The 26,254-nt window shown below is 69.8% G+C and carries 27 protein-coding genes; 21 read left to right on the plus strand and 6 right to left on the minus strand.

Features of this window, described 5'->3' with window-relative positions; all coding sequences use genetic code 11:
* The first annotated feature begins 3 nt into the window (after nucleotides 1-3).
* Nucleotides 4-174: a hypothetical protein gene (locus tag BR98_RS39450; RefSeq protein ID WP_157537851.1), complete on the plus strand. Its 171-nt coding sequence runs from the start codon at nucleotides 4-6 to the stop codon at nucleotides 172-174.
* A gap of 53 nt (nucleotides 175-227) precedes the next feature.
* On the opposite strand, the gene BR98_RS20125 is transcribed toward BR98_RS39450, so the two are convergent.
* Nucleotides 228-812, minus strand: a complete 585-nt coding sequence (locus BR98_RS20125; protein WP_063774811.1) for a hypothetical protein — start codon at nucleotides 810-812, stop codon at nucleotides 228-230.
* Between the two features lie 180 nt (nucleotides 813-992).
* Between BR98_RS20125 and BR98_RS36470 the strand changes: the two genes are divergently transcribed.
* On the plus strand, nucleotides 993-1,730 hold the full coding sequence (locus BR98_RS36470) for a hypothetical protein (protein ID WP_051969967.1): 738 nt from the start codon (nucleotides 993-995) through the stop codon (nucleotides 1,728-1,730).
* 243 nt (nucleotides 1,731-1,973) lie between these two features.
* Nucleotides 1,974-2,333 carry a cupin domain-containing protein gene (locus BR98_RS20135; protein WP_035846567.1) on the plus strand — a complete coding sequence of 120 codons (360 nt, stop codon included), beginning with the start codon at nucleotides 1,974-1,976 and terminating at the stop codon, nucleotides 2,331-2,333.
* A 46-nt stretch (nucleotides 2,334-2,379) separates the two neighbouring features.
* Here BR98_RS20135 and BR98_RS20140 read toward each other — a convergent pair whose 3' ends face one another.
* The 3 genes from BR98_RS20140 to BR98_RS20150 all read right to left on the minus strand — a co-directional run bounded on the left by BR98_RS20140 (nucleotide 2,380) and on the right by BR98_RS20150 (nucleotide 4,887).
* Entirely contained in the window at nucleotides 2,380-2,922 is a 543-nt protein-coding gene (locus BR98_RS20140) for a hypothetical protein (protein ID WP_035846568.1), read from the minus strand.
* A complete protein-coding gene (locus BR98_RS20145) occupies nucleotides 2,919-4,079 on the minus strand; it encodes a helix-turn-helix domain-containing protein (RefSeq protein ID WP_035846571.1) in 1,161 nt (386 codons plus the stop codon). The genes BR98_RS20140 and BR98_RS20145 overlap by 4 nt, the downstream gene beginning before the upstream one ends.
* A gap of 127 nt (nucleotides 4,080-4,206) precedes the next feature.
* Nucleotides 4,207-4,887 (minus strand): peptidylprolyl isomerase, encoded by a 681-nt coding sequence (locus tag BR98_RS20150; protein WP_035846573.1) that lies wholly within the window; start codon nucleotides 4,885-4,887, stop codon nucleotides 4,207-4,209.
* 124 nt (nucleotides 4,888-5,011) lie between these two features.
* Here BR98_RS20150 and BR98_RS20155 point away from each other — a divergent pair, with 124 nt between their 5' ends.
* Together BR98_RS20155 and BR98_RS20160 are read left to right on the plus strand one after the other, a co-directional pair.
* Nucleotides 5,012-6,307 carry an MFS transporter gene (locus tag BR98_RS20155; RefSeq protein ID WP_063774812.1) on the plus strand — a complete coding sequence of 432 codons (1,296 nt, stop codon included), beginning with the start codon at nucleotides 5,012-5,014 and terminating at the stop codon, nucleotides 6,305-6,307.
* 56 nt (nucleotides 6,308-6,363) lie between these two features.
* Nucleotides 6,364-7,299, plus strand: a complete 936-nt coding sequence (locus BR98_RS20160) for a DMT family transporter (RefSeq protein ID WP_035846575.1) — start codon at nucleotides 6,364-6,366, stop codon at nucleotides 7,297-7,299.
* Between the two features lie 7 nt (nucleotides 7,300-7,306).
* On the opposite strand, the gene BR98_RS20165 is transcribed toward BR98_RS20160, so the two are convergent.
* The gene (locus BR98_RS20165; RefSeq protein ID WP_035846577.1) at nucleotides 7,307-7,714 is read right to left on the minus strand and encodes a PIN domain-containing protein; all 408 of its coding nucleotides are present in this window, start codon (nucleotides 7,712-7,714) and stop codon (nucleotides 7,307-7,309) included.
* A complete protein-coding gene (locus BR98_RS20170) occupies nucleotides 7,711-7,944 on the minus strand; it encodes a type II toxin-antitoxin system VapB family antitoxin (RefSeq protein ID WP_035846580.1) in 234 nt (77 codons plus the stop codon). The genes BR98_RS20165 and BR98_RS20170 overlap by 4 nt, the downstream gene beginning before the upstream one ends.
* A gap of 491 nt (nucleotides 7,945-8,435) precedes the next feature.
* On the opposite strand from BR98_RS20170, the gene BR98_RS20175 reads away from it, so the two are divergent.
* The 16 genes from BR98_RS20175 (at nucleotide 8,436) to BR98_RS20250 (ending at nucleotide 26,238) form a co-directional block, all read left to right on the plus strand.
* On the plus strand, nucleotides 8,436-8,795 hold the full coding sequence (locus BR98_RS20175) for an NADH-quinone oxidoreductase subunit A (protein WP_014137597.1): 360 nt from the start codon (nucleotides 8,436-8,438) through the stop codon (nucleotides 8,793-8,795).
* 46 nt (nucleotides 8,796-8,841) lie between these two features.
* Nucleotides 8,842-9,396 (plus strand): NuoB/complex I 20 kDa subunit family protein, encoded by a 555-nt coding sequence (locus BR98_RS20180; RefSeq protein ID WP_035846582.1) that lies wholly within the window; start codon nucleotides 8,842-8,844, stop codon nucleotides 9,394-9,396.
* A 35-nt stretch (nucleotides 9,397-9,431) separates the two neighbouring features.
* On the plus strand, nucleotides 9,432-10,097 hold the full coding sequence (locus BR98_RS20185; protein WP_407639534.1) for an NADH-quinone oxidoreductase subunit C: 666 nt from the start codon (nucleotides 9,432-9,434) through the stop codon (nucleotides 10,095-10,097).
* Complete coding sequence (locus BR98_RS20190; protein ID WP_157537852.1) at nucleotides 10,097-11,425, plus strand: NADH-quinone oxidoreductase subunit D; 1,329 nt, start codon at nucleotides 10,097-10,099, stop codon at nucleotides 11,423-11,425. The genes BR98_RS20185 and BR98_RS20190 overlap by 1 nt, the downstream gene beginning before the upstream one ends.
* Nucleotides 11,426-11,460: 35 nt before the next feature.
* The gene (gene nuoE, locus BR98_RS20195) at nucleotides 11,461-12,180 is read left to right on the plus strand and encodes an NADH-quinone oxidoreductase subunit NuoE (protein ID WP_051969968.1); all 720 of its coding nucleotides are present in this window, start codon (nucleotides 11,461-11,463) and stop codon (nucleotides 12,178-12,180) included.
* Complete coding sequence (nuoF, locus tag BR98_RS20200) at nucleotides 12,180-13,544, plus strand: NADH-quinone oxidoreductase subunit NuoF (RefSeq protein WP_035846591.1); 1,365 nt, start codon at nucleotides 12,180-12,182, stop codon at nucleotides 13,542-13,544. The genes nuoE and nuoF overlap by 1 nt, the downstream gene beginning before the upstream one ends.
* A complete protein-coding gene (locus BR98_RS20205) occupies nucleotides 13,541-15,997 on the plus strand; it encodes an NADH-quinone oxidoreductase subunit G (protein WP_035846593.1) in 2,457 nt (818 codons plus the stop codon). Before nuoF ends, BR98_RS20205 begins: the two co-directional genes overlap by 4 nt.
* Nucleotides 15,997-17,382, plus strand: coding sequence for an NADH-quinone oxidoreductase subunit NuoH (gene nuoH, locus BR98_RS20210; RefSeq protein ID WP_035846595.1), 1,386 nt, complete (start codon nucleotides 15,997-15,999; stop codon nucleotides 17,380-17,382). The genes BR98_RS20205 and nuoH overlap by 1 nt, the downstream gene beginning before the upstream one ends.
* A gap of 6 nt (nucleotides 17,383-17,388) precedes the next feature.
* Nucleotides 17,389-17,979: an NADH-quinone oxidoreductase subunit NuoI gene (gene nuoI, locus BR98_RS20215; protein ID WP_035846597.1), complete on the plus strand. Its 591-nt coding sequence runs from the start codon at nucleotides 17,389-17,391 to the stop codon at nucleotides 17,977-17,979.
* Nucleotides 17,976-18,824: an NADH-quinone oxidoreductase subunit J gene (locus BR98_RS20220; RefSeq protein WP_035846599.1), complete on the plus strand. Its 849-nt coding sequence runs from the start codon at nucleotides 17,976-17,978 to the stop codon at nucleotides 18,822-18,824. The genes nuoI and BR98_RS20220 overlap by 4 nt, the downstream gene beginning before the upstream one ends.
* Nucleotides 18,821-19,120 carry an NADH-quinone oxidoreductase subunit NuoK gene (nuoK, locus tag BR98_RS20225; protein ID WP_035846601.1) on the plus strand — a complete coding sequence of 100 codons (300 nt, stop codon included), beginning with the start codon at nucleotides 18,821-18,823 and terminating at the stop codon, nucleotides 19,118-19,120. Before BR98_RS20220 ends, nuoK begins: the two co-directional genes overlap by 4 nt.
* Nucleotides 19,121-19,129: 9 nt before the next feature.
* A complete protein-coding gene (nuoL, locus tag BR98_RS20230) occupies nucleotides 19,130-21,028 on the plus strand; it encodes an NADH-quinone oxidoreductase subunit L (RefSeq protein ID WP_035846603.1) in 1,899 nt (632 codons plus the stop codon).
* A gap of 34 nt (nucleotides 21,029-21,062) precedes the next feature.
* Nucleotides 21,063-22,706, plus strand: coding sequence for an NADH-quinone oxidoreductase subunit M (locus BR98_RS20235; RefSeq protein ID WP_035846605.1), 1,644 nt, complete (start codon nucleotides 21,063-21,065; stop codon nucleotides 22,704-22,706).
* A gap of 20 nt (nucleotides 22,707-22,726) precedes the next feature.
* Nucleotides 22,727-24,346 carry an NADH-quinone oxidoreductase subunit NuoN gene (nuoN, locus tag BR98_RS20240; RefSeq protein ID WP_035853167.1) on the plus strand — a complete coding sequence of 540 codons (1,620 nt, stop codon included), beginning with the start codon at nucleotides 22,727-22,729 and terminating at the stop codon, nucleotides 24,344-24,346.
* A gap of 153 nt (nucleotides 24,347-24,499) precedes the next feature.
* A complete protein-coding gene (locus tag BR98_RS20245; protein ID WP_035853169.1) occupies nucleotides 24,500-25,510 on the plus strand; it encodes a polyprenyl synthetase family protein in 1,011 nt (336 codons plus the stop codon).
* Between the two features lie 68 nt (nucleotides 25,511-25,578).
* A complete protein-coding gene (locus tag BR98_RS20250; RefSeq protein ID WP_035853170.1) occupies nucleotides 25,579-26,238 on the plus strand; it encodes a response regulator transcription factor in 660 nt (219 codons plus the stop codon).
* Nucleotides 26,239-26,254: the final 16 nt, after the last annotated feature.

Below are 26,254 nucleotides of genomic sequence, written 5' to 3' on the forward strand. Positions count from 1 at the left end.
CCCGTGGACGACGACGCGGTCACCGCACAGGAGCCTCATGTCTTCCTCGTCGGAGGTGAAGATCGTGACATCTCCATGCTGCCGCAGCGCCACGGCAGCGAGGGCAGCGTCAGCGGCGTACTTGTGCCCGTGAAGGCCGGCTGTCTCCAGGAGGAGTCCTCATACCGACTGTGAGGGCGACCGCTCCTGCGCGATTAATGCACCGCACCTGAAACGGGCGCCCCCGCTCATGCCGCCAACGCGAGCGCCGTCGCTCGTCGGCGGCGGTAGTAGTGCACGGTCAGCACCGCGAGCAGCGGACCCCAGGCGGCCAGGGGCAGGTACGCGAGCCAGAAGGCGACGGTCTGTGCCCCGTGCGTGGTTGCTCCCGTGGAGTGGGTCCCGTCGAGCATCTTGCCCTGCGCGAACATCACCATCGAGTACGGGAGCACCATCAGCACCGTCGCCCCGATCCCCGCCGGGATCACCGCTGCCAGGATCGGTACCCGGCGGCCGGCCAGGCCCGGGACCCAGCGCGGCCAGACCTCGCCCCACCGGCTGACCAGCCCGACCGCGAGGTAGGCGAGCGACTCGCTGACCACGCTGAGCACGATCACGTACCACCACCCGCCCTGGATCAGCTCGGTGCCGTGGCCGGGCGGGGGCGTCGCGTTGTGCTCCACCAGCGGGGCGTCGAAGGTGAAGGCCGCGATCCGCCAGATGCACGAGGGCAACGTGGTCAGGGTGGTGGCGAACGCGGCCCACACCGCCCAGCGGGCTACGCCCGCTGCCGTCCGACCGTGCAGCTTCGCCAGGATGGTTCGAGCGGCCATGGTGTGTCCTCAGGTCCGGTGTCCGTTGTCCGTTGTCCTTTGTTCGGCGGACAGTTGGGCCTGCCCGCCGCCGAATCCAAGGTCCCAGCCACCGCCCTGCCCGCGCGTCCTGCGACAGAACGGACCGCCTCACCCGCACGGGGGAGCCGCGCCAATTGGCGCCCTGGCCCGTAGCCCGGAATGGACACAGTCCTGACGCTCCATCAGCATGGTCAGGTGATCGCGTTGATGACTGCCATCGTTGGGGCGCTCAGCAGCCTGACGGCACTGTGGATCGGTCTCGCGGACCGCCGCCGCACCGTCGCGAAGGAGAAGCGGGACGAGGCCGAAACGGCCAGGCGGGCTGCGGCTGAGGAAGCGGCTGAACAGCAGAGACAGCAGGCGAGCGCGGCGCGCGAGGAGATGGCACAGGCCGCACCGGTACACGCACGCCTGACGCGGCGGCTGGCCGGCGCCGACCCGGCTACTGCTCCAGAGACCTGGCTGGTGAGGGTCTCCAATGACACCTCGCTGCCGATCACGGACGTCCAGGTGATCCACACCGGTGGCGCAACGTCCAGCGCATCGGAGCCTTTCGACTTGCAGGGTCTCAGCAAGCAGGGCGTCGAACTGTTCGTTGCGGGCGCACCGCCACGGCTGGCCGAGCTCGCCATCGAGTTCACCGACGCCGCAGGAAGCCGCTGGCAGCGCCGTCTCACCGGCGGTCTCCACCTGGGCACCGTCCAGGACGACGGCACCTACCAGTGGGACGCCCCCCGCTTCCCAGACCTTGTCCCCGCCCCCGCCCCCGCCTCCGTCCCGCCTGTCCCGTTCGGATTGGGCGGGATGCCGAGTGCCAGGGAAAGCAGCCGCCGCCTCCTTCAGGCCGTCCTGGTCCTCATCGCCGTCGGTTGCCTGCTGTACCTCCTGCGCCGCTGACTCGCCACGAGGAGGGCCGGCCGGCCTGAGGCCTGACGCTGCGTCACAGTCCGCCGCCGCAGCCCGCTCCCTTCAGGCGGTCCGCCTCGCGGGCGCGGATCAGCCGGATGTCCGAGCTTCATTTCCAGCCATCCCTGAGGCCGATCCGTGCCTGTCCAGCAGGCGTATCAGCGGAGTAGGACTGGACGTGCAGAAAGCATCTGCGCTTGACCGAGCCTCGACCATCCAACCTGGGAGGCCCCCATGCCCGAACCCGTGAACCTCGCCGCCGCCCTCGCCACCTTCACCGACCACTGGGCCCAACGCAAGATCGCCGAGGTCAACGACTACGAGATCAAGCTCGCCAAGGTCCAGGGCGAGTTCGTCTGGCACAAGCACGACGACACCGACGAACCCTTCCTGGTGATCAGCGGCCGCCTCACCATCCAACTCCGCGACGGCGACGTCGCCCTCGGCCCCGGCGAGCTCTACGTGGTCCCGCGCGGCGTGGAGCACTGCCCCCGCGCGGACGAGGAGACGGCCATCCTCCTGGTCGAGCCGAAGGGCACCGTCAACACCGGTGACGCGGCGGGCGACCGCACGGTCGGGGTGCGGGAGCTGTAGGTCAGTCGGCGGCCCGGCCGGGCTGGCCTTGGGCCGCACCCGGGACTCAGCGGAGAAGGTCGCCCGGACGAGCAGAGGTTCGATGCAGATGTCGGCCTGCTGCAGCCATGGATTGCAGGAGTTCGTGTCCCTCCGTCGAAGACACCAAGCCTGTTACTGCAGCGATGCACATGAGGTCCATCGTCTCCAGGGTGGTGATCCCCCTGCGGCGGGAGAACTCGGCAGCTGATCGGTCGTCAGTGATCCAAGTGGAGTCATGGAACTCGCCGCGCAAGGTGATGAGCACGCACGTCTGAGCTTCGCCGAGATGTTGGGTGGGACGTGCCTGCTCGCCGCCGAAGACGGCACGACGGATCCGTTCGACCGCCTGCTGCTCCGTCTGGTCCTGGATCTCGATGGGTAAGCCCAGCCAGCCGTCTATCGGGAGAGTTCGGAGCTCGGGGTGGTAGGAAGCCGACTGGGCCGCCTCGTGTGCCACGGCTTCGGTCCAACGGCCGCGGCCGTCGAGGATCTTCTCCAGTAGCCGTAGCCGGTCGACCGCAGCGAAGTTGCACAGGACGGTGTTGTCCGGGAACCACCAAGTGCTCATGGCTGAAAGACCGGCTCCCCTTCCGAGGTCGTGCCGTTCGAGAGGGCGGGCTCGTTGGCAGGGCTCAGAAGATCGTGCAGCTCCTCGACATCTTCCTGAAGAAGAGCGGCGAGCGGACGGAGCGTGGTCTCGCCCTCCTCGTAGGCGCGATAGAGCTGCCGGACAAGCCGAAGAGGGAAGCGCTCCCTGTCGGCGAGGCTGACCCGGCGTAGGTAGCCGTCCATCATCTCGACGGCGATGTGGCACTCGGCTGTGGTCCGCCGTCGGAACGTGTCCCGGGTGACCGAGTCGATCAGCCCGAGCGTATTGAGTCGCGCTGCGAGCGCACTTGGGGATACGCCGAACCGCGTCACCAGCCGCGCGAATCCGTTCTCCGTGAGGTCGCCGGCTGCGGCACGCAGCTCGTCTGCGGGCAGCAGGAAATTCGCAGCGAAGACATTGGCGCGGACTTCAGTCGGTTCGGGCTGTCGACCAGGCGCGACTTTGGAGTCGGCGACGAGCTCCTGCGCATCGCAGGCAAGGATGTGTCCCAGTTCGTGGGCCAGCGTGAAGCGCTGGCGGGTCCAGTTGTCGGTGCGGCGAGTGAGGATCAGACGGAGGCCATCGGCCTGCCAGGCGAGCCCATCGAGCTGCGGGGGTAGATCGGTGACAGCGACGTCAACGCCGAAGGCCCGTTCCCAGGAAGCCACCAGTTCATCGGTCTGTTGCTCGCTGACGGGGCCGGAGCCCTTTCTGGCCAGCTGATCGAGTGCCCACCGGGCGAGTTCGGCGCCTTGGTCCACGTACCCCAGCTCATCGGTGGAGAGCCTGGGTAGGGGCGGCAGCGCGGGCGCGCGGTTGAGGAGCGAGAGCACATCGTAGGCGGCAGTGAAGCGCTGAGTGATGGCCTCGATGGTGTCGCGGTAGGGCGCACCGACTGCGGTCGTCCGGGCGGCGACGGCTGGACGGGTGGCCTGTCGGCCGGTGAGGAGCCAGTCCACGGTGACGTCGGTGGCTTCAGCGATCAGCGCCAGATCGAGGGAGCTGAAACGGCGTACGCCGTTCAGTGACTTGGACAGCTTGTCGGGGGCCAGCCCGACTTGTTCGGCGAACGCAGCTTGGCTTCGGGAGGCTGCGCGGATGACCGCGCGGACACGGTCGGAGACAGTCTCGTCCATGTAGTCAGCCTACTGGGAATTGCGAGAATCGCAAGACGTTGTGCGTGCTGAGCACTCTGTGATCGCTGCTGTTCAGGTAGCCCCCGCCCGGCCCCGTACGGCGGGCGGGGGCAGTATGTGGGGGCCGTCAGCGGGTGAGGCGGACGGACTTGATGTCGACCGGGAGGGTCGGGAAGCCGTCGCCGGGGGCGTTCTGGTCGTCCTCGCCGGCGGCGGCGATCTTCTGGAGCACGTCCATGCCCGCGGTGACCTTGCCGAAGGGGGTGTAGGCGGGGGAGAGCTTGGTGTCCTTCCAGACGAAGAAGAACTGGCTGCCGTTGGTGTTCGGGCCCGCGTTGGCCATGGCGACGGTGCCCGCGGGATAGGTGGCGCCGGTGAGGTTCTCGTCCGGGAAGGAGTAGCCGGGGCCGCCGCTGCCGGTGCCGGTCGGGTCGCCGCACTGCAGGACCCAGAGCCGCTGGGTGGTGAGCCGGTGGCAGTGGCTGCGGTTGAAGTAGTCGTGCTCGGCGAGGAAGCGGAACGAGAAGGTGGTGCACGGCGCGGCGTCGGTCAGCGCCTGGAAGGTGATCGCGCCCTGGCTGGTGCGCAGCGTCGCGTGGTACGGCTTGGCGGCCTTGGCGGCGTCGAAGACCGGGATGCCCTTGAAGTTGTCGGCGGGGACGGCGGGCGTGTAGCCGCAGGTGGCGGGGGCGGCGGTCACCGGCGCGGGTTGGGCGTTCGGTGTGACGGTCGCGGCCGAGGCCGCGCTGGTCGCGCAGAGCGCCAGCGTGGCGGCGGCCGCCGCGACGGTGAGGCGGGTGCGGGGCATCTGACAGCCTTTCGGTCAGGAGGTGACAGTGTGTCATGTGCACAACCTCCTTGCCCAGGAGTGCCCGCACTCATTCCTGCCAACCCCCGTGAGGGGAACGAACGTTCGTGCCAGGATGGGTGCCGTGAGGATAATCAACGGGGACTTCACGCGGCTGTGGAGTGGTCAGGCCATCTCGCTGACCGGGGATTTCGTCTTCGACACCACGCTGACGCTCTGGGTCGGCACGAGCCTGGTGCACGGCGGCGCGGCGCCGCTCGCCGTCTCGGGCCTGCTGGTCACGGTCGCGCTGGCCGCGCTCCTGGTCGCGCCGATCGCCGGTGTCTTCGTGGACCGTTGGGGCGACCACCGCCGCACCATGATGGGCGCCGACCTGGTCCGGGCCGTGCTGATCGGCGTGGTCTCGGTGCTCGCGTTCCTGCCCAAGGGCACCGTGCCGACCACCGTGCTGGTGACCGTGGTCTACCTGGCGGTCTTCCTCAACACGGCCGTCTCGCAGTTCTTCAACCCGGCCCGGTTCGCGATCGTCGCCGAGGTGGTGCCCGAGGAGCAGCGGACCAAGGCCGCGGGGATCGGGCAGACCACTCAGGCGATCGCCGGAATCGTCGGCCCGCCGCTGGCCGCGCCGCTGCTCTTCACGGCTGGCACCCAGTGGGCGCTGCTGATCAACGCGCTCTCCTACGTGGGGTCGTTCCTGCTGGTGCGCGGGGTCAGGGCCACCGTGCCCGCCGCGGCCGCTCCTGGCCAGTCAGCCGGTCTGCCGGCCGAACTGCGCGACGGACTGCGCGAGGCGGCGGGCAACCGTGTGGTCAAGGTCCTGTTGACGGCGATCGTGCTGATCTCGGTCGGCATCGGCGCGCTCAACACCGTCAACCTCTTCTTCGTCACCGACAACCTCGGCGTGGACAAGAGCTTCTACGGCACCCTGGACATGGCGCTCGGCCTGGGAATGCTGGGCGGTGCGGTGCTGGTCACCCCGCTGGCCACCCGCTACGGGCACCGGGTCACCTTCGCCTTGGGCTTGGCGGTGATGGGGCTGCTGCTGCTCGGCTATGCGCGGATGACCTCGTTCTGGCCGGCGGTCGCGCTGATCGCGGCGCTTGGCGTGGCGCTGATCGCGGTCAACGCGGCGGTCGCTCCTTTGGTGATGGGGGCGGTGCCCAAAGAGTTCCTCGGCCGGGTCTTCTCGGCCTTCAACCCGGTGCAGCAGGTCGCCAGCCTGATCGGGATGGCCGCAGCCGGGCCGCTGGCCGCCAACTGGCGCTACAGCCACACCACTCTGGGCGGGCTGCACATCGGCGGCATCGACACCATCCTCACCGGCTCCGCGCTGCTGGTGCTGGCCGGCGGGGTATACGCGGTGCTGGGTCTGCGCGAGCCGGCGACCGCGCCGGTGGAGGCGGTGCCGCAGCCGGACTGAGGCCGAAGCGCCGTAAAGCCGTTGATCACGCCCGGCCGGTACGCGAGGATCCGGCCATGCGAACCCCTTCACAAGCCGCCGCGCCGCGCGGGATCCTCACCGACCTCCCGCTGCTGCTGGTCGCAGTGGTCTGGGGTTCCAGCTTCCTCGCCGTCAAGCACCTGGCCACCCCGCAGACCGTGCTGCCGACGCTGGTGCTGCGGTTCGCACTGGTGCTGCCGCTGCTCGGCGCGGTGGCCGTGCGCCGGCTGCGCGGCCTGAGCCGGGCCGAGTGGACCGGCGGGGCCCTGCTCGGGCTGATCCTGGGCTCGATCTTCCTGCTGGAGACCTTCGGCGCGGTGCACACCTCGGCCACCAACGCCGGGTTGATCATCAGCCTCACGATGATCCTCACCCCGCTCGGCGAGAGCGCCTTGACCCGGACTCCGATCCCGCGCGCCTTCATCGCGGCCGCGGCCACCTCGCTGGTCGGGGTCGGGCTGCTCACCCAGGGCGCCGGCCTACGCGCCCCTTCGCTCGGCGACCTGCTGATCCTCTGCGCGGCCGTGGTGCGTACCGTCCACGTCCTGGTGATGTCCCGCACCCGGGCCACCCGGGAGACCGACTCGCTCGCCCTCACCTGGGTCCAACTCGCCAGCGCGGCGGCGGTCTTCGCGGTCGTGACGCCGTTCACCGGGGCGCCCGCCCCGTGGCACCTGGCCGCGGCCTGGGGTGCGGGGCGGTGGGCGCTGCTGCTCTACCTGGGCCTGTTCTGCACGTTGCTGGCCTTCATCGTCCAGATGTGGGCGGTGCGCGCCACCTCCCCCTCCCGGGTCTCCCTGCTGCTCGGCACCGAGCCGCTCTGGGCCGCCGTCTTCGGCATCGCGCTGGGCGGCGACCGCCTCACGGTGCCGGTCTTCCTCGGCGCCCTGCTGGTCCTGATCGGCACCGAGGCCGGCCGCCGCTCCGCCCTGCCCCGCGCCGCTGAACCGGAGCTGGTGGCAGCGGCCTGAGCGTCTGTCAGCCGCGTAGGTCGCGCTCACGAACCTCGGCGAGAACGCGGGCAACGGTGGCGAAGTCGTCGTCGACATGCAGAACGGTCAGGTCGTGGTGGACTGCCGTGGCGCAGACCAGCAGGTCGATGGCTCCAGCGGAGCGATGCTGACCTTTCTGGGTCAACTTGTACTGGGCACTGTCGACCCACCGCCAGCCTTGCTTCGGTACCGCCGCTGGTCGACACAACGTGTCGATGTCGTCTGTGAGTTCATCGCGGTGAGCGGGCCCGGTGGCCGAGTACAGGAACTCAGTCCGGGTCGGCTCGCACAGATGGAATGCGCCGGCCTCGATCTCCCCCTGCCATGCATCGAGCGCGCCGGGTTCACGGAGCAGGTGCCACAGTGCGGAGGTGTCCAGCAGGTACCCGATCACCCGAGGTGCTCCCGGCGGGCGCGCTTGGCGGCGGAGTGGGCTGCAGCCGCAGCGTCGAACTCACCACGGGCGCCACGCGCAGCGAGCCTCTCGGCGGCTTCGAGGCGTCGGATCCGCTCGACGTACTCGCGCAGCGCGGTGTTGACCGTCTCCTTCTTGGTGGTGGTACCCATCAGCCGCATCGCGGTCGCGAGCGCCTCATCGTCGATGTCGATCTGCGTGATGCTCATCGCCCACCTCGATACCTTGGTGATGTGTAAGAGAAGCATACATCGCAAACATTCGTTCCCGTCGTGAGCTTGTGAACGAAGGGTCAAGCGAGCGACCGGTGGTGGCCACCCGGTCGAGTGAGGCTCCTTAACACGTCAACGTGAAGCCTCGAAATTTGCGGTGGGCGTCGCATAGTTGATATAGGCGCAAGGCGCTGACCTGCCATTTCGCTGATAAATGTGACACTTTGCGACCATCTGAGTCCATTGCGTTCATATCTCGGGACTTGTCACCATGGCTACCGGTCTGTGAGGTGGTGTAGATCACAAAGATCGTCCCGAACTGCGTGTCGCAGGTCACAGGCGGACGGGCATAGGATGCGCTCGATCCGGGCTTTGTGAACTGCCTCACATGAGGTGGATCTCGGGAACCGGATCCCCGGATCACCCCACAGTGACCCGGTGGTTCCGATCTGCAGTCAAGGACGACTGGACGGAGGGAGCGACGGCAGATGAATGCCTACGCGCCGATCCTCGTACTCGGTGCCATCGCGGCGGCGTTCGCGGTCGGCTCCGTCGTGATGGCCTCGCTGACCGGCCCGAAGCGCTACAACCGGGCCAAGTTGGAAGCCTACGAGTGCGGCATCGAACCGACCCCGCAGCCGGTGGGCGGCGGGCGGTTCCCGATCAAGTACTACCTGACGGCGATGCTCTTCATCGTCTTCGACATCGAGATCGTCTTCCTCTACCCGTGGGCGGTCAGCTTCGACGCCCTGGGGATCTTCGGGCTGGTCGAGATGCTCCTCTTCATCGCCACCGTCTTCGTCGCCTACGCGTACGTGTGGCGGCGCGGTGGCCTGGAGTGGGACTAGGGCCCGAGGCAGGCCGACCAGCCAAACCACTGAGAGGGATGGGTAGATGGGAATCGAGGAGAAGCTGCCGAGCGGCTTTCTGCTCACCACGGTGGAGAGCGCCGCGGGGTGGGTGAGGAAGGCCTCGCTCTTCCCGGCCACCTTCGGGCTGGCCTGTTGCGCCATCGAGATGATGACCACCGGGGCGGGCCGTTACGACCTGGCCCGGTTCGGCATGGAGGTCTTCCGCGGCTCGCCGCGGCAGGCCGACCTGATGATCGTGGCAGGCCGGGTGAGTCAGAAGATGGCCCCGGTGCTCCGCCAGGTCTACGACCAGATGGCCAACCCGAAGTGGGTCATCTCGATGGGCGTCTGCGCGTCCTCGGGCGGCATGTTCAACAACTACGCGATCGTCCAGGGCGTGGACCACATCGTCCCCGTGGACATCTACCTGCCGGGGTGCCCACCGCGCCCGGAGATGCTGCTGGACGCGATCATCAAACTGCACGAGAAGATCCAGCACGAGCCGCTCGGCATCAACAGGCGCCGCGCCGAGGAGCTGGCCGAGGAGCTGGCCCTGGAGGCCGTCCCGACCAGCGAGATGCGGGGGCTGCTGAAGTGAGCGACACCGGCAGCGTCCCCGAGGGACGCAAGGAGATCCCGGTCGAGGTGATCGGCAAGCGCCAGGGCATGTTCGGTGCCCACGGCAGCGGCGACACCTCCGGCTTCGGCGGCCTGGCCGCCGCCATCGTGCTGCCGGCCCCGGCCGAACGCCCGTACGGCGGCTGGTTCGACGAGGTCGCCGACGAGCTCGAAGGCGCGCTGGAGGAGCAGGGTCTGACGGTTGGTCAGGTAATCGAGAAGACCGTGGTCGACCGCGGCGAACTCACCTTCCAGATCGCCCGCGAGCACCTGCTGCAGACCATGCGGACCCTGCGCGACGACCCGGCCCTGCGCTTCGAACTCTGCCTCGGGGTCAGCGGGGTGCACTACCCGTCCGAGGTCGGCCGCGAGCTGCACGCCGTCTACCACCTGCGCTCGATCACCCACACCCGGCTGATCCGGGTCGAGGTCACCGCACCGGACGCCGACCCGCGGATCCCCTCGGTGGTCAGTGTCTACCCGACCAACGACTGGCACGAGCGGGAGACCTACGACTTCTTCGGCATCGTCTTCGACGGCCACCCGGGCCTGACCCGGATCATGATGCCGGACGACTGGCTGGGTCACCCGCAGCGCAAGGACTACCCGCTCGGTGGCATCCCCGTCGAGTACAAGGGCGCCCAGATCCCGGCGCCCGACCAGCGGAGGTCGTACAGCTGATGACCACTCACTACGAGGAAGCAGGAGCCCGCGAGACCACCGAGGGCCGGGTCTTCACCGTCACCGGTGGCGACTGGGGCGAGGTGGTGGAGGCCGTCGGGCGCGCCGACGACGAGCGCATCATCGTCAACATGGGACCCCAGCACCCTTCCACCCACGGGGTGTTGCGGCTGATCCTGGAGATCGACGGCGAGACGGTGACCGAGGCCCGGTGCGGCATCGGCTACCTGCACACCGGCATCGAGAAGAACATGGAGTTCCGCTCCTGGGTCCAGGGCACCACCTTCGTGACCCGGATGGACTACCTGACCCCGCTGTTCAACGAGACCGCCTACTGCCTGGCGGTGGAGAAGCTGCTCGGCATCACCGATCAGATCCCGGACCGGGCCACCGTCATCCGGGTCCTGATGATGGAGCTCAACCGGATCTCCTCGCACCTGGTCTGCCTGGCCACCGGCGGTATGGAGATCGGCTCCACCACACTGATGATCTACGGCTTCCGGGACCGCGAACTGATCCTGGACGTCTTCGAGTTGGTCACCGGCCTGCGGATGAACCACGCCTACGTCCGGCCCGGCGGCCTGGCCCAGGACCTGCCCCCGGGCGCGGTCGACCAGATCCGCGAGGCGGTCAAGCTGTTCCGCTCCCGGATGCACGAGTACGACAAGCTGGCCACCGGCAACCCGATCTTCAAGGCCCGGCTGGTCGACGTCGGCTTCCTCGACCTGGCCGGCTGCCTGGCGCTCGGCGCCACCGGCCCGATCCTGCGGGCCACCGGCCTGCCGCACGACCTGCGCAAGTCCGAGCCCTACTGCGGCTACGAGACCTACGACTTCGACGTCGCGGTGGCCGACACCGCCGACTCCTACGGGCGGTTCCTGATCCGCCTGGAGGAGATGAAGCAGTCGCTGCGGATCGTCGAGCAGTGCCTGGACCGGCTCAAGCCCGGCCCGGTCATGGTGGCGGACAAGAAGATCGCCTGGCCCGCCCAACTGGCCGTCGGCCCGGACGGGATGGGCAACTCGCTGGACCACATCCGGCAGATCATGGGCACCTCGATGGAGGCCCTGATCCACCACTTCAAGCTGGTCACCGAGGGCTTCCGGGTCCCGGTCGGCCAGGCGTACACGGCGGTCGAGTCGCCCAAGGGCGAACTCGGCGTGCACGTGGTGAGCGACGGTGGGACCCGCCCGTACCGGGTGCACTTCCGCGACCCCTCGTTCACCAACCTGCAGTCGATGGCGGCAATGTGCGAGGGCGGTCAGGTGGCCGACGTGATCGTCGCGGTGGCCGGGATCGACCCGGTGATGGGAGGAGTGGACCGGTGAGCCCCAACGCTCAATCAAGCACGGTAGGACTCGGTTTGCCGGCACTGCCGGCCAAGCCCTATCCGCAGGAGGTGCACGAGCGACTGGCGGCGGACGCCAGGGAGCTGGTCTCCCGCTACCCGCAGTCCCGTTCGGCCCTGCTCCCGCTGCTGCACCTGGTCCAGGCCGAGGAGGGCTTCGTCAGCGCGACCGGGATCCGGTTCTGCGCCGAGCAGTTGGAGCTCACCACGGCCGAGGTCACGGCCGTCGCGACCTTCTACACCATGTACCGCCGCAAGCCCGCCGGGCAGTACCACGTCGGGGTCTGCACCAACACGCTCTGCGCGGTGCTCGGCGGCGACCAGATCTTCGCCGAACTGCAGCAGCACCTCGGGATCTCCAACAACGAGACCACCGAGGACGGCGAGATCTCGATCGAGCACATCGAGTGCAACGCGGCCTGCGACTACGCCCCCGTGGTGATGGTCAACTGGGAGTTCTTCGACAACCAGACCCCGGCCAGCGCCAAGCAGCTGGTGGACGACCTGCGCGCGGGCACCGAGGTGCGCCCCACCCGGGGCGCCAAGCTCTGCTCCTTCAAGGAGACCGCGCGGATCCTGGCCGGCTTCCCGGACGAGCGCGCGGGCGCCAACGACGAGTCCGGCGCCGGCGGCGCCCCCTCGATGGCCGGCCTGCGCCTCGCCAAGGGCGAGCCGCTGCCCGGTGCCCCGGGCGCCAGGGTGGTCTCCCCGCGAGGCGAAGGGACGGAAGCGTGATGACCTCCACCGAGCCGGCCGAGAAGCTGCTCAGCCCGGTGCTCTCCGCCTCCTGGGACGACCACCGGCCGTGGACCCTGGAGACCTACCAGCGCCACGACGGCTACCAGGGCCTGCGCAACGCCCTGGAGATGGACCCGGACGCCCTGATCGCCCTGGTCAAGGACGCCGGACTGCGCGGGCGCGGCGGCGCCGGCTTCCCCACCGGGATGAAGTGGCAGTTCATCCCGCAGAACGACGGCAAGCCGCACTACCTGGTGGTCAACGCCGACGAGTCGGAGCCCGGGACCTGCAAGGACATCCCGCTGCTCTTCGCCAACCCGCACTCGCTGATCGAGGGCATGGTGATCGCGTCCTACGCGATCCGCTGCGAGCACGCCTTCATCTATCTGCGCGGCGAGGTGGTCCCGGTGCTGCGCCGGCTGCACGCGGCGGTGGCCGAGGCCTACCAGGCCGGCTACCTCGGCCAGGACATCCTCGGCAGCGGCTTCAACCTGGACATCACCGTGCACGCCGGCGCCGGCGCCTACATCTGCGGCGAGGAGACGGCGCTGCTCGACTCGCTGGAGGGCCGCCGCGGCCAACCCCGGCTGCGCCCGCCGTTCCCGGCCATCGCGGGCCTGTACGCCTGCCCGACCGTGGTCAACAACGTCGAGTCGATCGCCTCGGTGCCACCGATCCTGGTCCGCGGCAAGGAGTGGTTCACCTCGCTGGGCACCGAGAAGTCGCCCGGCTTCACCCTCTACTCGCTCTCCGGGCACGTCACCAACCCCGGCCAGTACGAGGCCCCGCTCGGCGTGACGCTGCGTCAGCTGCTCGACATCAGCGGCGGCGTGCGGGCCGGGCACCGGCTCAAGTTCTGGACCCCGGGCGGCAGTTCCACCCCGATGTTCACCGAGGAGCACCTCGACGTGCCGCTCGACTACGAGGGCGTGGGCGCCGCCGGATCGATGCTCGGCACCAAGGCGCTGCAGATCTTCGACGAGACCACCTGCGTGGTCCGCGCGGTCACCCGGTGGACCGAGTTCTATGCCCACGAGTCCTGCGGCAAGTGCACCCCGTGCCGCGAAGGCACCTACTGGCTGGTCCAGTTGCTCAAGCGGATCGAGGCCGGCGAAGGCCAGGCCGGGGACCTGGAGAAGCTGCTGGACATCGCCGACAACATCAACGGCAAGTCCTTCTGCGCCCTCGGCGACGGTGCGGCCAGCCCGATCGTCTCCTCGCTGCAGCACTTCCGCGCCGAGTACGAGCAGCACCTCACCGAGCGCCGCTGCCCGTTCGACCCGGCCGCCGCCACCGTCTGGGCCGACGGCCACCGCGCCAAGGCCCCCAAGCCCGCCACCGAGAGGGAGGTGCACGCGTGACCATCACGGAGCCTGCGAAAACCGCCGTCGAGCTCGTCACGCTCACCATCGACGGCGTCGAAGTCCAGGTCCCCAAGGGCACCTTGGTGATCCGGGCGGCCGAACAGATCGGCACCCAGGTGCCGCGCTTCTGCGACCACCCGCTGCTCGACCCGGCCGGCGCCTGCCGCCAGTGCATCGTGGAGATCGAGGGCCAGCGCAAGCCGGTCGCCTCCTGCACCATCCCGGTGGCCGAGGGCATGGTGGTCCGCACCCAACTCAGCTCCCCGGTGGCCGAGAAGGCCCAACGCGGTGTGATGGAGCTGCTGCTGATCAACCACCCGCTGGACTGCCCGGTCTGCGACAAGGGCGGCGAATGCCCGCTGCAGAACCAGGCGATGTCCAACGGCCAGGCCGAGACCCGCTTCGACGGGATGAAGCGCACCTACCAGAAGCCGGTGCCGATCAGCAGCCAGGTGCTGCTGGACCGCGAGCGCTGCGTGCTCTGCGCCCGCTGCACCCGGTTCTCCCAGCAGATCGCCGGCGACCCGTTCATCGACCTGGTCGAGCGCGGCGCGCTGCAGCAGGTCGGCACCGGCGAGGGCGACGACTTCGAGTCCTACTTCTCCGGCAACACCATCCAGATCTGCCCGGTCGGGGCGCTCACCTCGGCCGCCTACCGGTTCCGCTCCCGCCCGTTCGACCTGGTCTCCTCGCCCAGCGTCTGCGAGCACTGCTCCTCGGGCTGCTCGCTGCGCACCGACCACCGGCGCGGCAAGGTGCTGCGCCGACTGGCCGGCGAGGAGCCGGAGGTCAACGAGGAGTGGAACTGCGACAAGGGCCGGTTCGCCTTCCGCTACGCCCAGCAGCGCGACCGGCTGAGCAGCCCGCTGGTCCGCGACCAGGCCACCGGCGAACTGGTCGCCACCTCCTGGCCGCAGGCACTGCGCGCGGCCGCCGAGGGCCTGACCGGCGCCCGCACCGCGGTGCTGACCGGCGGTCGGGTGACTGTCGAGGACGCCTACGGCTACGCCAAGTTCGCCCGAGTGGTGCTCGGCACCAATGACGTGGACTTCCGGTCCCGCCCGCACAGCGCCGAGGAGGCCGACTTCCTGGCCGCCACCGTCGCCGGGCGCGGCATCGACCTGGACGGCAGCGGAGTCACCTACCGCTCGCTGGAGGCCGCACCGGCCGTGCTGCTCGCGGGCCTCGAGCCCGAGGAGGAGTCGCCGATCGTCTTCCTGCGGCTGCGCAAGGCGAGCCGCACCGGCCTCAAGGTCTACGCGATCGCCGACCACCGCTCGCGCGGCCTGACCAAGCTCGGCGGCATGCTGCTGCCCGCCGCGCCCGGCACCGAGGCCGAGTGGCTGGGCGCGCTGGCCGCCGAGGAACCGCTCAGCGACGAGGCCGGCACCGCCGCCGCACAGCTGCGCCGCCCCGGCGCGGTGATCCTGGTCGGCGAGCGGCTGGCGCAGATCAGCGGCGCGCTCACCGCGGCGCTGCGACTGGCCCACGCCACCGGCGCCCAGCTCGCCTGGGTGCCGCGCCGGGCCGGCGAACGCGGGGCGCTGGAGGCCGGCGCGCTGCCCGGCCTGCTGCCGGGCGGCCGACCGGTCACCGTCCCCGCCGCGCGCGCCGAGGCCGCCGCCGCCTGGGGCGTTGCCGAGCTGCCGGCCCGCCTCGGCCGCGACACCGGCCAGATCCTGGCCGCCGCCGCGCACGGCGACCTGGACGCCCTGGTGGTCGGCGGCCTCGACCTGGACGACCTGCCCGACCCGCAGCTCGCCGAGGAGGCGCTCACCCGGGTCGGCTTCGTGATCTCGCTGGAGCTGCGGCCCTCGGCCGTCACCGAGCAGGCCGACGTGGTCTTCCCGGTCGCCGCCGTGGCCGAGAAGGCCGGCACCTTCCTGGACTGGGAGGGCCGGGTCCGGCTCTTCGAGGCCGCACTGAAGCCCGACCAGCTGATGGGTCGTCACCTGCACTCGGACGTCCGGGTGTTGAACATGCTGGCGGACGCGCTCGGGCACCGGCTCGACCTGCCGGACGTCACCGCGGCCCGCCGCGAGCTGAACGCCTTCACCCCGTGGACCAGCGACCGCCCGGCGGCCCCCGCCGGCCACCCGGCCCCGCTGCCCCGCCCGGCCACCGGCCAGGCGGTGCTGGCGGGTTGGCGACTGCTGCTGGACCGCGGCACGCTCCAGCAGGGTGACGAGCACCTGGCCGGCACCCGGCACGCCGCCGTCGCCCGACTCTCGCCCGGCACCGCCGCGGAGATCGGGTCGACCGGCACCGGCGGCCGACTGCGGGTCACCGGCCCGGCCGGCTCGCTGGTGCTGCCGCTGCAGATCACCCCCGAGCTGCCCGACCGCACGGTCTGGCTCCCGCTCAACTCGAGTGAGGGCGGCGTCTACCGCTCCCTCGGCACCACCGTCGGTCACCTGGTGACCATCGCACCGGCAGGAGAGGAGGAGTGATGGCGAACGTCCCACTCGCCGCCGCCTACGAGACGCTCGGCTTCTTCGGCCGCGACCCGTGGTGGCTGGTCCTGCTCAAGGCGGTATTCTGCTTCGCCTTCCTGCTGATCACCGTGCTGATCTCGATCGTCTGGGAACGCAAGGTCGTCGCCTGGATGCAGCTGCGGATCGGCCCCAACCGGCACGGCCCCTGGGGCCTGCTGCAGTCGCTGGCCGACGGCGTGAAGCTGGCGCTCAAGGAAGACCTGGTGGTCGCCAAGGCCGACAAGGTGGTCTACATCCTGGCGCCGGTGGTCTGCGCGATCCCCGCCTTCATGGCCTTCGCGGTGATCCCGTTCGGCCCCGCCGACAACGAGATCTCGATCTTCGGCACCCGCACCCCGATGCAGCTCACCGACCTGCCGGTGGCCCTGCTCTACATCCTGGCCACCGCCTCGATCGGGATCTACGGCATCGTGCTGGCCGGCTGGTCCTCCGGCTCCACCTACCCGCTGCTCGGCGGCCTGCGCTCCTCGGCGCAGATGATCTCCTACGAGATCGCGATGGGCCTGTCCTTCGCCGCCGTCTTCATCTACTCCGGCTCGATGTCGACCTCGCAGATCGTCAGCTCGCAACAGCCGACCTGGTTCGCGGTGCTGCTACCGGTCTCCTTCATCGTCTACATCATCGCGATGGTCGGCGAGACCAACCGGGCGCCGTTCGACCTGCCGGAGGCCGAGGGCGAGCTGGTCGGCGGCTTCAACACCGAGTACAGCTCGCTGAAGTTCGCGATGTTCATGCTGGCCGAGTACGTCAACATGGTCACCGTCTCGGCGGTCGCCTCCACCCTGTTCCTGGGCGGCTGGCGGGCCCCGTGGCCGATCTCCACCTTCTGGGCCGGCGCCAACCACGGCTGGTGGCCGCTGCTCTGGATCGTGATCAAGATCCAGCTGCTGCTCTTCTTCTTCATCTGGCTGCGCGGCACGCTGCCCCGACTGCGCTACGACCAGTTCATGAAGCTCGGCTGGAAGGTGCTGATCCCGGTCTCGCTGGTCTGGCTGGTGATGGTGGCCAGCGTCCGGGCGCTGCGCAACGAGGGCCACGGCTTCGGCCAGGTGGTGCTCTACGTGGGCGCGCCGGTCTGCGGGGTGCTGCTGCTCTCGCTGCTCTGGGACTTCTTCCGCAAGAAGGAGAAGGACCAGCCGCAACTCGGTGGCGCCGCGGCACAGCAGAGCACGCCGCCCACCGAGTTCGACCCGACGGCGGGCGGGTACCCCGTGCCGCCGCTGCCCGGCCAGCAACTCCCGCCGGTGCCGCGTCGCCGCAGCCGGGTCCCCCAGGTCCAGCCGCCCGCTGAACCGCTGCAGGACGCGCTCAACGGCGCCAACCAGTCCGAAGGGAGCTGAACCGAGATGTCCGAGTCCGACGACAAGCCGTCACTGCTGGGACCGGCCGCAGGCTTCGGCGTGACCTTCACGGCCATGTTCAAGAAGCGGCTGACCGAGCAGTACCCGGAGCAGAAGAAGCCCACCGCCCCCCGCTTCCACGGCCGCCACCAGCTCAACCGGCACCCCGACGGCCTGGAGAAGTGCGTCGGCTGCGAGCTCTGCGCCTGGGCCTGCCCGGCCGACGCGATCTACGTGGAGGGCGCCGACAACACCGAGGAGGAGCGCTACTCCCCGGGTGAGCGGTACGGCGCGGTCTACCAGATCAACTACGCCCGCTGCATCCTGTGCGGCCTGTGCATCGAGGCCTGCCCGACCCGCGCGCTCACCATGACCAACGAGTACGAGCTGGCCGACTCCTCGCGCAAGGACCTGATCTTCACCAAGGAGCAGCTGCTGTCCGGCCTCACCGAGGGCATGGTGGCGCCGCCGCACACGATGTTCCCCGGCACCGACGAGGGCGCCTACTACCGCGGCGAGGTCACCGAGGCCGCGCCCGGGACGGTCACCCAGCCCCAGCACAATCAGGACGTGCAGGAAAGGGAGGCGACCTCATGACCTCCACCGGCGAAGCGGTCCAGTTCTGGGTACTCGCGGTGATCGCGGTCGGCGGAGCCCTGGGCATGCTGACCATGCGCAAGGCGGTGCACAGCGCACTCTGCCTGGCCGCCACCATGCTTGCGCTGGCGGTCTGTTACCTGGCCCAGGGCGCGGTCTTCCTGGGCGTGGTGCAGATCGTCGTCTACACCGGCGCGATCATGATGCTCTTCCTCTTCGTGGTGATGCTGGTCGGCGTGACCAGCGCCGACTCGCTGAAGGAGCAGCTCAAGGGCCAGCGGGTGGCCGCCGTGCTCTGCGGCCTCGGTTTCGGGGTGCTGCTGATCGCGGGCATCGCCAACGCCAAGCTCAAGCACTTCACCGGGCTGGCCGAGGCCAACGCCGAGGGCAATGTGCAGGGCCTGGCCCGACTGATCTTCACCAAGTACGTCTGGTCCTTCGAGGTCACCGGCGCGCTGCTGATCACCGCGGCGATCGGCGCCATGGTGCTGACCCACCGCGAGCACGTGACGGCGCCGAAGACCCAGCGCGAGCTGGCCGCCCAGCGGATCAAGGACAACGTCCAGGTCCCGCCGCTGCCGGCTCCCGGCGTCTACGCCCGGCACAACGCGGTGGACATCCCCGGCCTGCTGCCGGACGGCACCATCGCCGAGGACTCGGTGATGTCGACGCTGCGCGAACGCGGCCAGATCCGCGACGTCAGCCAGGACATGCTGCACCGGATGGCCGAGCTGGAGGCCAGCACGGCCGACTGGCTGGGCCGGCCGCCGTCCGCCCGTCCGCCGGTCACCACCCCGGCCCCGCGCACCGCGTTGGAGTCCGCACCCAAGGAGGAGACGGAGTGAACCCGGTCAACTACCTCTACCTGGCAGCCCTGTTGTTCACCATCGGGGCCGCCGGGGTGCTGATCCGGCGCAACGCCATCGTGCTGTTCATGTGCGTGGAGCTGATGCTCAACGCCTCCAACCTGGCACTGGTCACCTTCTCCCGACTGCACGGCAACCTGGACGGCCAGATCCTGGCCTTCTTCACCATGGTGGTCGCGGCGGCCGAGGTCGTGGTGGGCCTGGCCATCATCGTGAGCATCTTCCGGACCAGGCACTCGGCTTCGGTCGACGACAGCAACCTGATGAAGCTGTAGGGGCCCCAGGTGAACTCTCTCATCCCGCTGCTCGTCGCAGCGCCGTTGGCCGGTGCTGTCCTGCTGCTGCTCGGCGGGCGCGCCCTCGACCGGTTCGGCCACTGGCTGGGCACGCTCGCCGCCGCGCTCTCCTTCGCCTTCGGGCTGGCCCTCTTCTTCGAGATGCTGGGCCGGCCCACCGACCAACGGGCCGTGCACGTCAAGCTGTTCAGCTGGATCCCAGTGGCGGGCTTCAAGGCCGACGTCGCCTTCCAACTGGACCAGCTGTCGATCACCTTCGTGCTGCTGATCACCGGCGTCGGCACCCTGATCCACCTCTACTCGGTGGGCTACATGGCGCACGACGAGCGCCGCCGCCGCTTCTTCGGCTACCTCAACCTCTTCCTGGCCGCCATGCTGCTGCTGGTGCTGGCCGACAACTACCTGTTGCTGTACGTCGGTTGGGAGGGCGTCGGGCTCGCCTCCTACCTGCTGATCGGCTTCTGGCAGCACAAGCCGAGCGCGGCCACCGCCGCCAAGAAGGCCTTCATCGTCAACCGGGTCGGCGACATGGGCCTGTCGATCGCGATCATGCTGATGTTCCTCGAGTTCGGCAGCTTCTCCTTCGGCCCGGTCTTCGGCACCGCGCAGCAGGCGAGCGAGGGCAAGCTGACCGCGATCGGCCTGATGCTGCTGCTCGCGGCCTGCGGCAAGTCGGCCCAGGTACCGCTGCAGAGCTGGCTCGGCGACGCGATGGAGGGCCCGACCCCGGTCTCCGCCCTGATCCACGCGGCCACCATGGTGACCGCCGGCGTCTACCTGATCACCCGCTCCAGCGCGATCTTCAACCTGGCGCCCACCGCGCAGACCGCGGTGGTCTGCGTCGGCGCGGTCACCCTCCTCTACGGTGCGATCGTCGGTTGCGCCAAGGACGACATCAAGAAGGCGCTGGCCGGCTCGACCATGTCGCAGATCGGCTACATGATCCTGGCGGCCGGACTGGGCCCGATCGGCTACGTCTTCGCGATCATGCACCTGGTCACCCACGGCTTCTTCAAGGCCGGGCTCTTCCTCGGCGCCGGGTCGGTCATGCACGGCATGGACGACGAGGTGAACATGCGTCACTACGGCGGCCTGCGCAAGTACATGCCGATCACCTTCGTCACCTTCGGGCTCGGCTACCTGGCGATCATCGGCTTCCCCGGACTGTCCGGCTTCTTCTCCAAGGACAAGATCATCGAGGCCGCCTTCGCCAAGGGCGGCACCGAGGGCTGGATCCTCGGCGCGGTCACCCTGATCGGCGCCGCGGTCACCGCGTTCTACATGACCCGGGTGATGATCCTGACCTTCTTCGGCGAGAAGCGTTGGCAGCCCAGTGCCGAGACCGGGCACGAGCCGCACCCGCACGAGTCGCCGAAGACCATGACGGTGCCGATGATCCTGCTGGCCGTCGGATCGGTCTTCGCCGGTGGCCTGTTGAGCATCAACAGCTCCTTCCTGAACTGGCTGGAGCCGGTCACCGGGCACAGCGAGGGCGACTCGCCGCTCCAGCCGATCGTGGTCACCCTGCTCACCGGCGCCTGCATGCTGGTCGGCGTCGGCGTCTCCTACCTGGTGTACGGCCGCAACCCGGTGCCGGTCACCCCGCCGGTCGGCTCGGCGCTCACCCGGGCGGCCCGCCGCGACCTGTACCAGGACGAGATCAACCACGCCGTCCTGGTCCGCCCCGGCTCCGCCCTGACGGCCGCGCTGGTCTACTTCGACAGCAAGGGCCTGGACGGCTTCGTCAACGGCCTGGCCGCCACCATCGGCGGGATCTCCAGCCGACTGCGCCGGGTGCAGAACGGCTACGTCCGCTCCTACGCCCTCTCCATGTTCGGCGGCACGCTGGTGCTGGTCGCCACCACTCTCCTGATGAGGTCGGTATGAGTCATCTGATGCTGCGTCAGGAAGGGGGACTGTCGTGACTGCTCTGCTCACCGCCACCTGCGCCGTCCCGGCCGCCGGGGCGATCCTCACCGCCGCGCTGCCGGCCGGTACGAGCGATGCCCGGCGGCGCACCACCAAGACCGTGGCGCTCGGCGTCTCGGCGGCCACGCTGGCGCTGACCGCCGTGGTCGCGGCCCGGTTCAAGGCCGGCGGCCCGCGCTACCAGCTGACCGAGCACTACAGCTGGATCCGCTCCTTCGGGATCAGCTTCTCGCTCGGCGTGGACGGCATCGGCGCGGTCCTGGTGCTGCTCACCGCGGTGCTGGTACCGCTGGTGATGCTGGCCTCCTGGCACGACGCCGACCCAGCACCGGCCCCCGAGGGCACCCTCGACAGCAACACCTTTGAGGGGCGCCGGCGGACCCAGGGCTTCTTCGCCCTGATCCTGTCCGTCGAGGCGATGGTGATCGTCTCCTTCCTGGCCACCGACGTCTTCCTGTTCTACGTCTTCTTCGAAGCCATGCTGATCCCGATGTACTTCCTGATCGGCGGCTTCGGCGACCGGGCCGGCGGTCCGGACGCGGCTCGCCAGCGGTCCTACGCGGCGGTCAAGTTCCTGCTCTACAACCTGCTCGGCGGCCTGGTGATGCTGGCCGCGGTGATCGGGCTGTACGTGATCGCGCAGGACCAGGGCTTCGGCAGCTTCGACCTGCAGACCCTCACCGGGGCGATCGCCGACGGCAAGCTGACCATCGACCCGACCGCGCAGCGCGCGCTCTTCCTCGGCTTCTTCTTCGCCTTCGCGGTGAAGGCCCCGCTCTGGCCGCTGCACACCTGGCTGCCGAACGCGATGGGCGAGGCCACCGCCGGGACCGCGGTGCTGATCACCGCGGTGGTCGACAAGGTCGGCACCTTCGCGATGCTGCGGTTCTGCCTGGGCCTGTTCCCGGACGCCTCGAAGTTCTTCGCCCCGGCGATCCTGGTCCTCTCGGTGATCGGGATCATCTACGGCGCGCTGCTGGCGGTGGGTCAGAAGGACATCAAGCGGCTGGTGGCCTACGCCTCGATCTCGCACTTCGGCTTCATCATCCTGGGCATCTTCGCGATGACCAGCCAGGGCCAGAGCGGTGCCACCCTCTACATGGTCAACCACGGCATCTCGACCGCCCTGCTGATGCTGATCGCCGGCTTCCTGATCTCCCGCCGCGGCTCGCGCCTGATCGCCGACTTCGGCGGGGTGCAGAAGGTCGCGCCGGTGCTGGCCGGCACCTTCCTGATCGGCGGCCTGGCCACCCTCTCGCTGCCCGGCCTGGCCCCGTTCGTCAGCGAGTTCCTGGTCCTGGTCGGCACCTTCACCCGCTACCCGGTGCTCGGCATCATCGCCACCCTGGGCATCGTGCTGGCCGCGCTCTACGTGCTGGTGCTCTACCAGCGCACCATGACCGGGCCGGTCAAGGCGGGGATCAGCGGCATGGCCGACCTGAAGGTGCGTGAGCTGCTGGTGGTCAGTCCGCTGATCGCGCTGACCATCGTGCTCGGCGTCTACCCGAAGCCGCTCACCGACCTGGTGAACCCGGCGGTGGCCGACACCCTCTCCCAGGTCCACCAGACCGATCCCAAGCCCGCCCACCCGGTGGCGTTCTTCTCCTACGCACCGCTCGGAGGTGAGCAGAAGTGAGCACTGTCCACAGCCTGTGGATGGAAGCCGCGGGTGGCAACACCCCGAGCATCCCGGCACCGCAGATCGAGTACGGCCAGCTCTCCCCGATGCTGATCGTCTTCGGCACCGCCGTGGCCGGCATCCTGGCCGAGGCCTTCCTGCCCCGGCGCTGGCGGTACGCCACCCAGGTGACGCTGGCGCTGGGCGGCCTGGCCGCCGCCTTCGTCGCCGTCCTGGTGCTCGCCACCCAGGGCTACGGCACCACCAAGAGCGGACTGCTGGCGATGGGCTCGGTGGCGCTGGACGGCCCCGCGCTCTTCCTGCAGGGCGTCATCCTGCTGGCCGCCGTGCTGGCCGTGCTGCTCTACGCCGAGCGCCGGCTCGACCCCAAGGTGGACGGCGTCCCGCTGGACGCCTTCACCGCGCAGGGCTCCGCCACCCCCGGCGGTGAGCAGGAGAAGCAGGCCACCAGGGCCGGCTTCGCCGCCACCGAGGTCTACCCGCTGACCCTGTTCGCGGTCGGCGGCATGCTGCTCTTCCCGGCCGCCAACGACCTGCTGACCATGTTCGTGGCGCTGGAGGTCTTCTCGCTGCCGCTCTACCTGCTCTGCGCGCTGGCCCGGCGCCGCCGGCTGCTCTCCCAGGAGGCGGCGGTCAAGTACTTCCTGCTCGGCTCCTTCGCCTCCGCGTTCTTCCTCTTCGGCAGCGCGCTGCTGTACGGGTACGCGGGCAGCTTCCGGCTGCCGGAGATCGCCGACGTCATCTCGGGCGTGGCCCCCGCCACCCCCGCGCTGGCCACCACCACGCAGAACGACGCGCTGCTGCTGATCGGCCTGGCGATGCTCGCGGTCGGCCTGCTCTTCAAGGTCGGCGCGGTGCCGTTCCACGCCTGGACCCCGGACGTCTACCAGGGCGCCCCGACCCCGGTCACCGGCTTCATGGCGGCCGCCACCAAGGTCGCCGCGTTCGGCGCCCTGCTGCGCCTGTTCTACGTGGCCTTCCCCGGGCTGCGCTGGGACTGGCGGCCGGTGATGTGGGGCGTGGCGATCCTCACCATGGTGGTCGGCGCGATCCTGGCGGTCACCCAGCAGGACGTGAAGCGACTGCTCGCCTACTCCTCGATCGCGCACGCCGGGTTCATCCTGACCGGCGTGATCGCCACCAACCGGCAGGGCCTGAGCGCGGTGCTCTTCTACCTGCTCGCGTACTCCTTCGTGACGCTGGGCGCCTTCGCCGTGGTCACCCTGGTGCGCGACTCCAAGGGCGAGGCCACCCACCTGTCCAGCTGGGCCGGTCTCGGCCGGCGCTCGCCGCTGCTGGCCGCGGTCTTCGCGCTCTTCCTGCTCTCCTTCGCCGGGATCCCGCTGACCAGCGGGTTCACCGGGAAGTTCGCGGTCTTCCAGGCCGCGGCGGCGGGCGGCGCCACCCCGCTGGTGATCGTCGGTGTGCTGAGCTCGGCGGTGGCCGCGTTCTTCTACATCCGGGTGATCGTGCTGATGTTCTTCTCCGACCCGCAGCCGAACGGCCCGGCGGTGGCGATCCCCAGCGCGTTCACCGCGACCGCGATCTCGCTCGGCGTGATCGTCACCCTCGGGCTGGGGCTGCTGCCGCAGTACTTCCTGGACCTCGCGTCCAAGGCCGCGCTCTTCGTGCGGTGAAAATTGGCCCTCCTGGCGGGTACGGCGCCATCTTCGGCGCCGTACCCGCACGCCCGTACAGTGATCCACTCGTGACCGGATACGCTGCTGTGGATGGCAGCGGCCGCAACAGGGACCGGACCGCATGATCGACCGGCGACAGGAGTGGTCTTCGTGACCGTCGTGGGACCCTTCGGGCTCAGCGTGCAGGACCGCGATCTGACCCGTGACGTCCAGGCCGGGATGCAGGCGGTGGAGGCCGCGCTGGCCGAGGCCGTCAAGAGTGACGTCCCCTTCATCACCATCACCGCCAGCCACCTGAGCAAGGCCGGCGGCAAGCGCTTCCGCCCGCTGCTGGTGATGCTGGCCGCCCAGTTCGGCGACCCGACCGCGCCCGGCGTGGTGCCGGCCGCCGTGGTGGTCGAGCTGACCCACATGGCCACGCTGTACCACGACGACGTGATGGACGAAGCCCCCGTACGGCGCGGCGTGCCCACCGCCAACGCCCGCTGGGACAACTCGGTGGCCATCCTGACCGGCGACTTCCTCTTCTCCCGGGCCTCCCAGGTGCTGGCCGACCTCGGCCCCGAAGCGGTGCGGATCCAGGCCGACGCCTTCGAACGGCTGGTCACCGGCCAGATCCTGGAGACCGCCGGCCCCCGTCCCGGCGACGACCAGCTGACCCACTACCTCGAGGTGATCTCCGGCAAGACCGGTTCGCTGGTCGCGGTCTCCTGCCGGTTCGGCGCGCTGATGGCCGGCGCCGAGCCCTGGATGGTGGAGCTGGTCACCGAGTACGGCGAGAAGATGGGCACCGCCTTCCAGCTCGCCGACGACGTGCTGGACATCGCCAGCGACGGCCACGAGTCCGGCAAGACGCCCGGCACCGACCTGCGCGAGGGCGTCCCCACCCTGCCGGTGCTGCTGCTCCAGGCGATGCCGGTGGACGAGTCCGACCCCGAGGACATCCGCCTGCGCGAACTCCTCCAGCAGGACCTGACGGACGATCAGCGGCACGCCGAGGCGCTGCGCCTGCTGCGCCGTCACCCCGCGCTGGAGCGGGCCCGCCGGGAGACCCTGCGCTACGCCGAGGAGGCCCGCGCGCTGCTGGCCGCGCTGCCGGAGTGCCCGGCCAAGGCGGCTCTGCAGGGGCTCTGCGACGCGGTGGCGATCCGTACCATGTGAGACCGGTCCGCACCTTCTGCGGGCTCCGCACGTCCTGCGGGCGGGAAACTGGGGGAAGGTCGCACATGCTGCGTGTCGTCATCGCCGAGGACTCGGTCCTGCTCCGGGAGGGCCTGACCCGGCTGCTCACCGACCGCGGCCTGGAGGTGGTGGCCGGGGTCGGGGACGGCGAGTCGCTGCTCAAGACCATCCACGACCTGGCGAGCGCCGGCACGCTGCCCGACGTGGTGGTGGCCGACGTCCGGATGCCGCCCACCCACACCGACGAGGGCGTGCGGGCCTGCGTGACGCTGCGCGGCCTCTACCCCGAGCTCGGGGTGCTGGTGCTCTCCCAGTACGTCGAGCAGCAGTACGCCGCCGAGCTGCTGGCCGGCTCCACCCGGGGGATCGGCTACCTGCTCAAGGACCGGGTGGCGGAGGTGCGCGAGTTCGTCGACGCGGTGGTCCGGGTGGCCGGCGGCGGCACCGCGCTGGACCCCGAGGTGGTGCAGCAACTGCTCAGCCGAAGCCGGCGCGGCGACGTGCTGGCCGGGCTGACCCCGCGCGAGCGCGAGGTGCTCGCGCTGATGGCCGAGGGCCGGACCAACGCCGCGGTGGCCAAGCAGCTGGTGGTCTCGGACGGCGCGGTGGAGAAGCACGTCTCCAACATCTTCCAGAAACTGGGCCTGGGGCAGAGCCAGGAGGACCACCGCCGGGTGCTCGCGGTGCTCACCTACCTCAACTCCTGAAGCCTGCGCCGTCCGG

Source organism: Kitasatospora azatica KCTC 9699, assembly GCF_000744785.1.
Taxonomy (GTDB): Bacteria; Actinomycetota; Actinomycetes; order Streptomycetales; family Streptomycetaceae; genus Kitasatospora; species Kitasatospora azatica.

Bases quoted from the DNA above. Each gene is read 5' to 3' on its own strand.
- nuoF (WP_035846591.1), top strand. From the start codon at position 12,180: ATGACCTCCACCGAGCCGGCCGAGAAGCTGCTCAGCCCGGTGCTCTCC.
- BR98_RS36470 (WP_051969967.1), top strand. From the start codon at position 993: ATGGACACAGTCCTGACGCTCCATCAGCATGGTCAGGTGATCGCGTTG.
- nuoH (WP_035846595.1), top strand. From the start codon at position 15,997: ATGGCGAACGTCCCACTCGCCGCCGCCTACGAGACGCTCGGCTTCTTC.
- BR98_RS20170 (WP_035846580.1), bottom strand. From the start codon at position 7,944: ATGAGCATCACGCAGATCGACATCGACGATGAGGCGCTCGCGACCGCG.
- BR98_RS20180 (WP_035846582.1), top strand. From the start codon at position 8,842: ATGGGAATCGAGGAGAAGCTGCCGAGCGGCTTTCTGCTCACCACGGTG.
- BR98_RS20140 (WP_035846568.1), bottom strand. From the start codon at position 2,922: ATGAGCACTTGGTGGTTCCCGGACAACACCGTCCTGTGCAACTTCGCT.
- BR98_RS20145 (WP_035846571.1), bottom strand. From the start codon at position 4,079: ATGGACGAGACTGTCTCCGACCGTGTCCGCGCGGTCATCCGCGCAGCC.
- BR98_RS20125 (WP_063774811.1), bottom strand. From the start codon at position 812: ATGGCCGCTCGAACCATCCTGGCGAAGCTGCACGGTCGGACGGCAGCG.
- BR98_RS20175 (WP_014137597.1), top strand. From the start codon at position 8,436: ATGAATGCCTACGCGCCGATCCTCGTACTCGGTGCCATCGCGGCGGCG.
- nuoN (WP_035853167.1), top strand. From the start codon at position 22,727: ATGGAAGCCGCGGGTGGCAACACCCCGAGCATCCCGGCACCGCAGATC.
- BR98_RS20150 (WP_035846573.1), bottom strand. From the start codon at position 4,887: ATGCCCCGCACCCGCCTCACCGTCGCGGCGGCCGCCGCCACGCTGGCG.
- BR98_RS20160 (WP_035846575.1), top strand. From the start codon at position 6,364: ATGCGAACCCCTTCACAAGCCGCCGCGCCGCGCGGGATCCTCACCGAC.
- nuoI (WP_035846597.1), top strand. From the start codon at position 17,389: ATGTCCGAGTCCGACGACAAGCCGTCACTGCTGGGACCGGCCGCAGGC.
- BR98_RS20135 (WP_035846567.1), top strand. From the start codon at position 1,974: ATGCCCGAACCCGTGAACCTCGCCGCCGCCCTCGCCACCTTCACCGAC.
- BR98_RS20220 (WP_035846599.1), top strand. From the start codon at position 17,976: ATGACCTCCACCGGCGAAGCGGTCCAGTTCTGGGTACTCGCGGTGATC.
- BR98_RS20190 (WP_157537852.1), top strand. From the start codon at position 10,097: ATGACCACTCACTACGAGGAAGCAGGAGCCCGCGAGACCACCGAGGGC.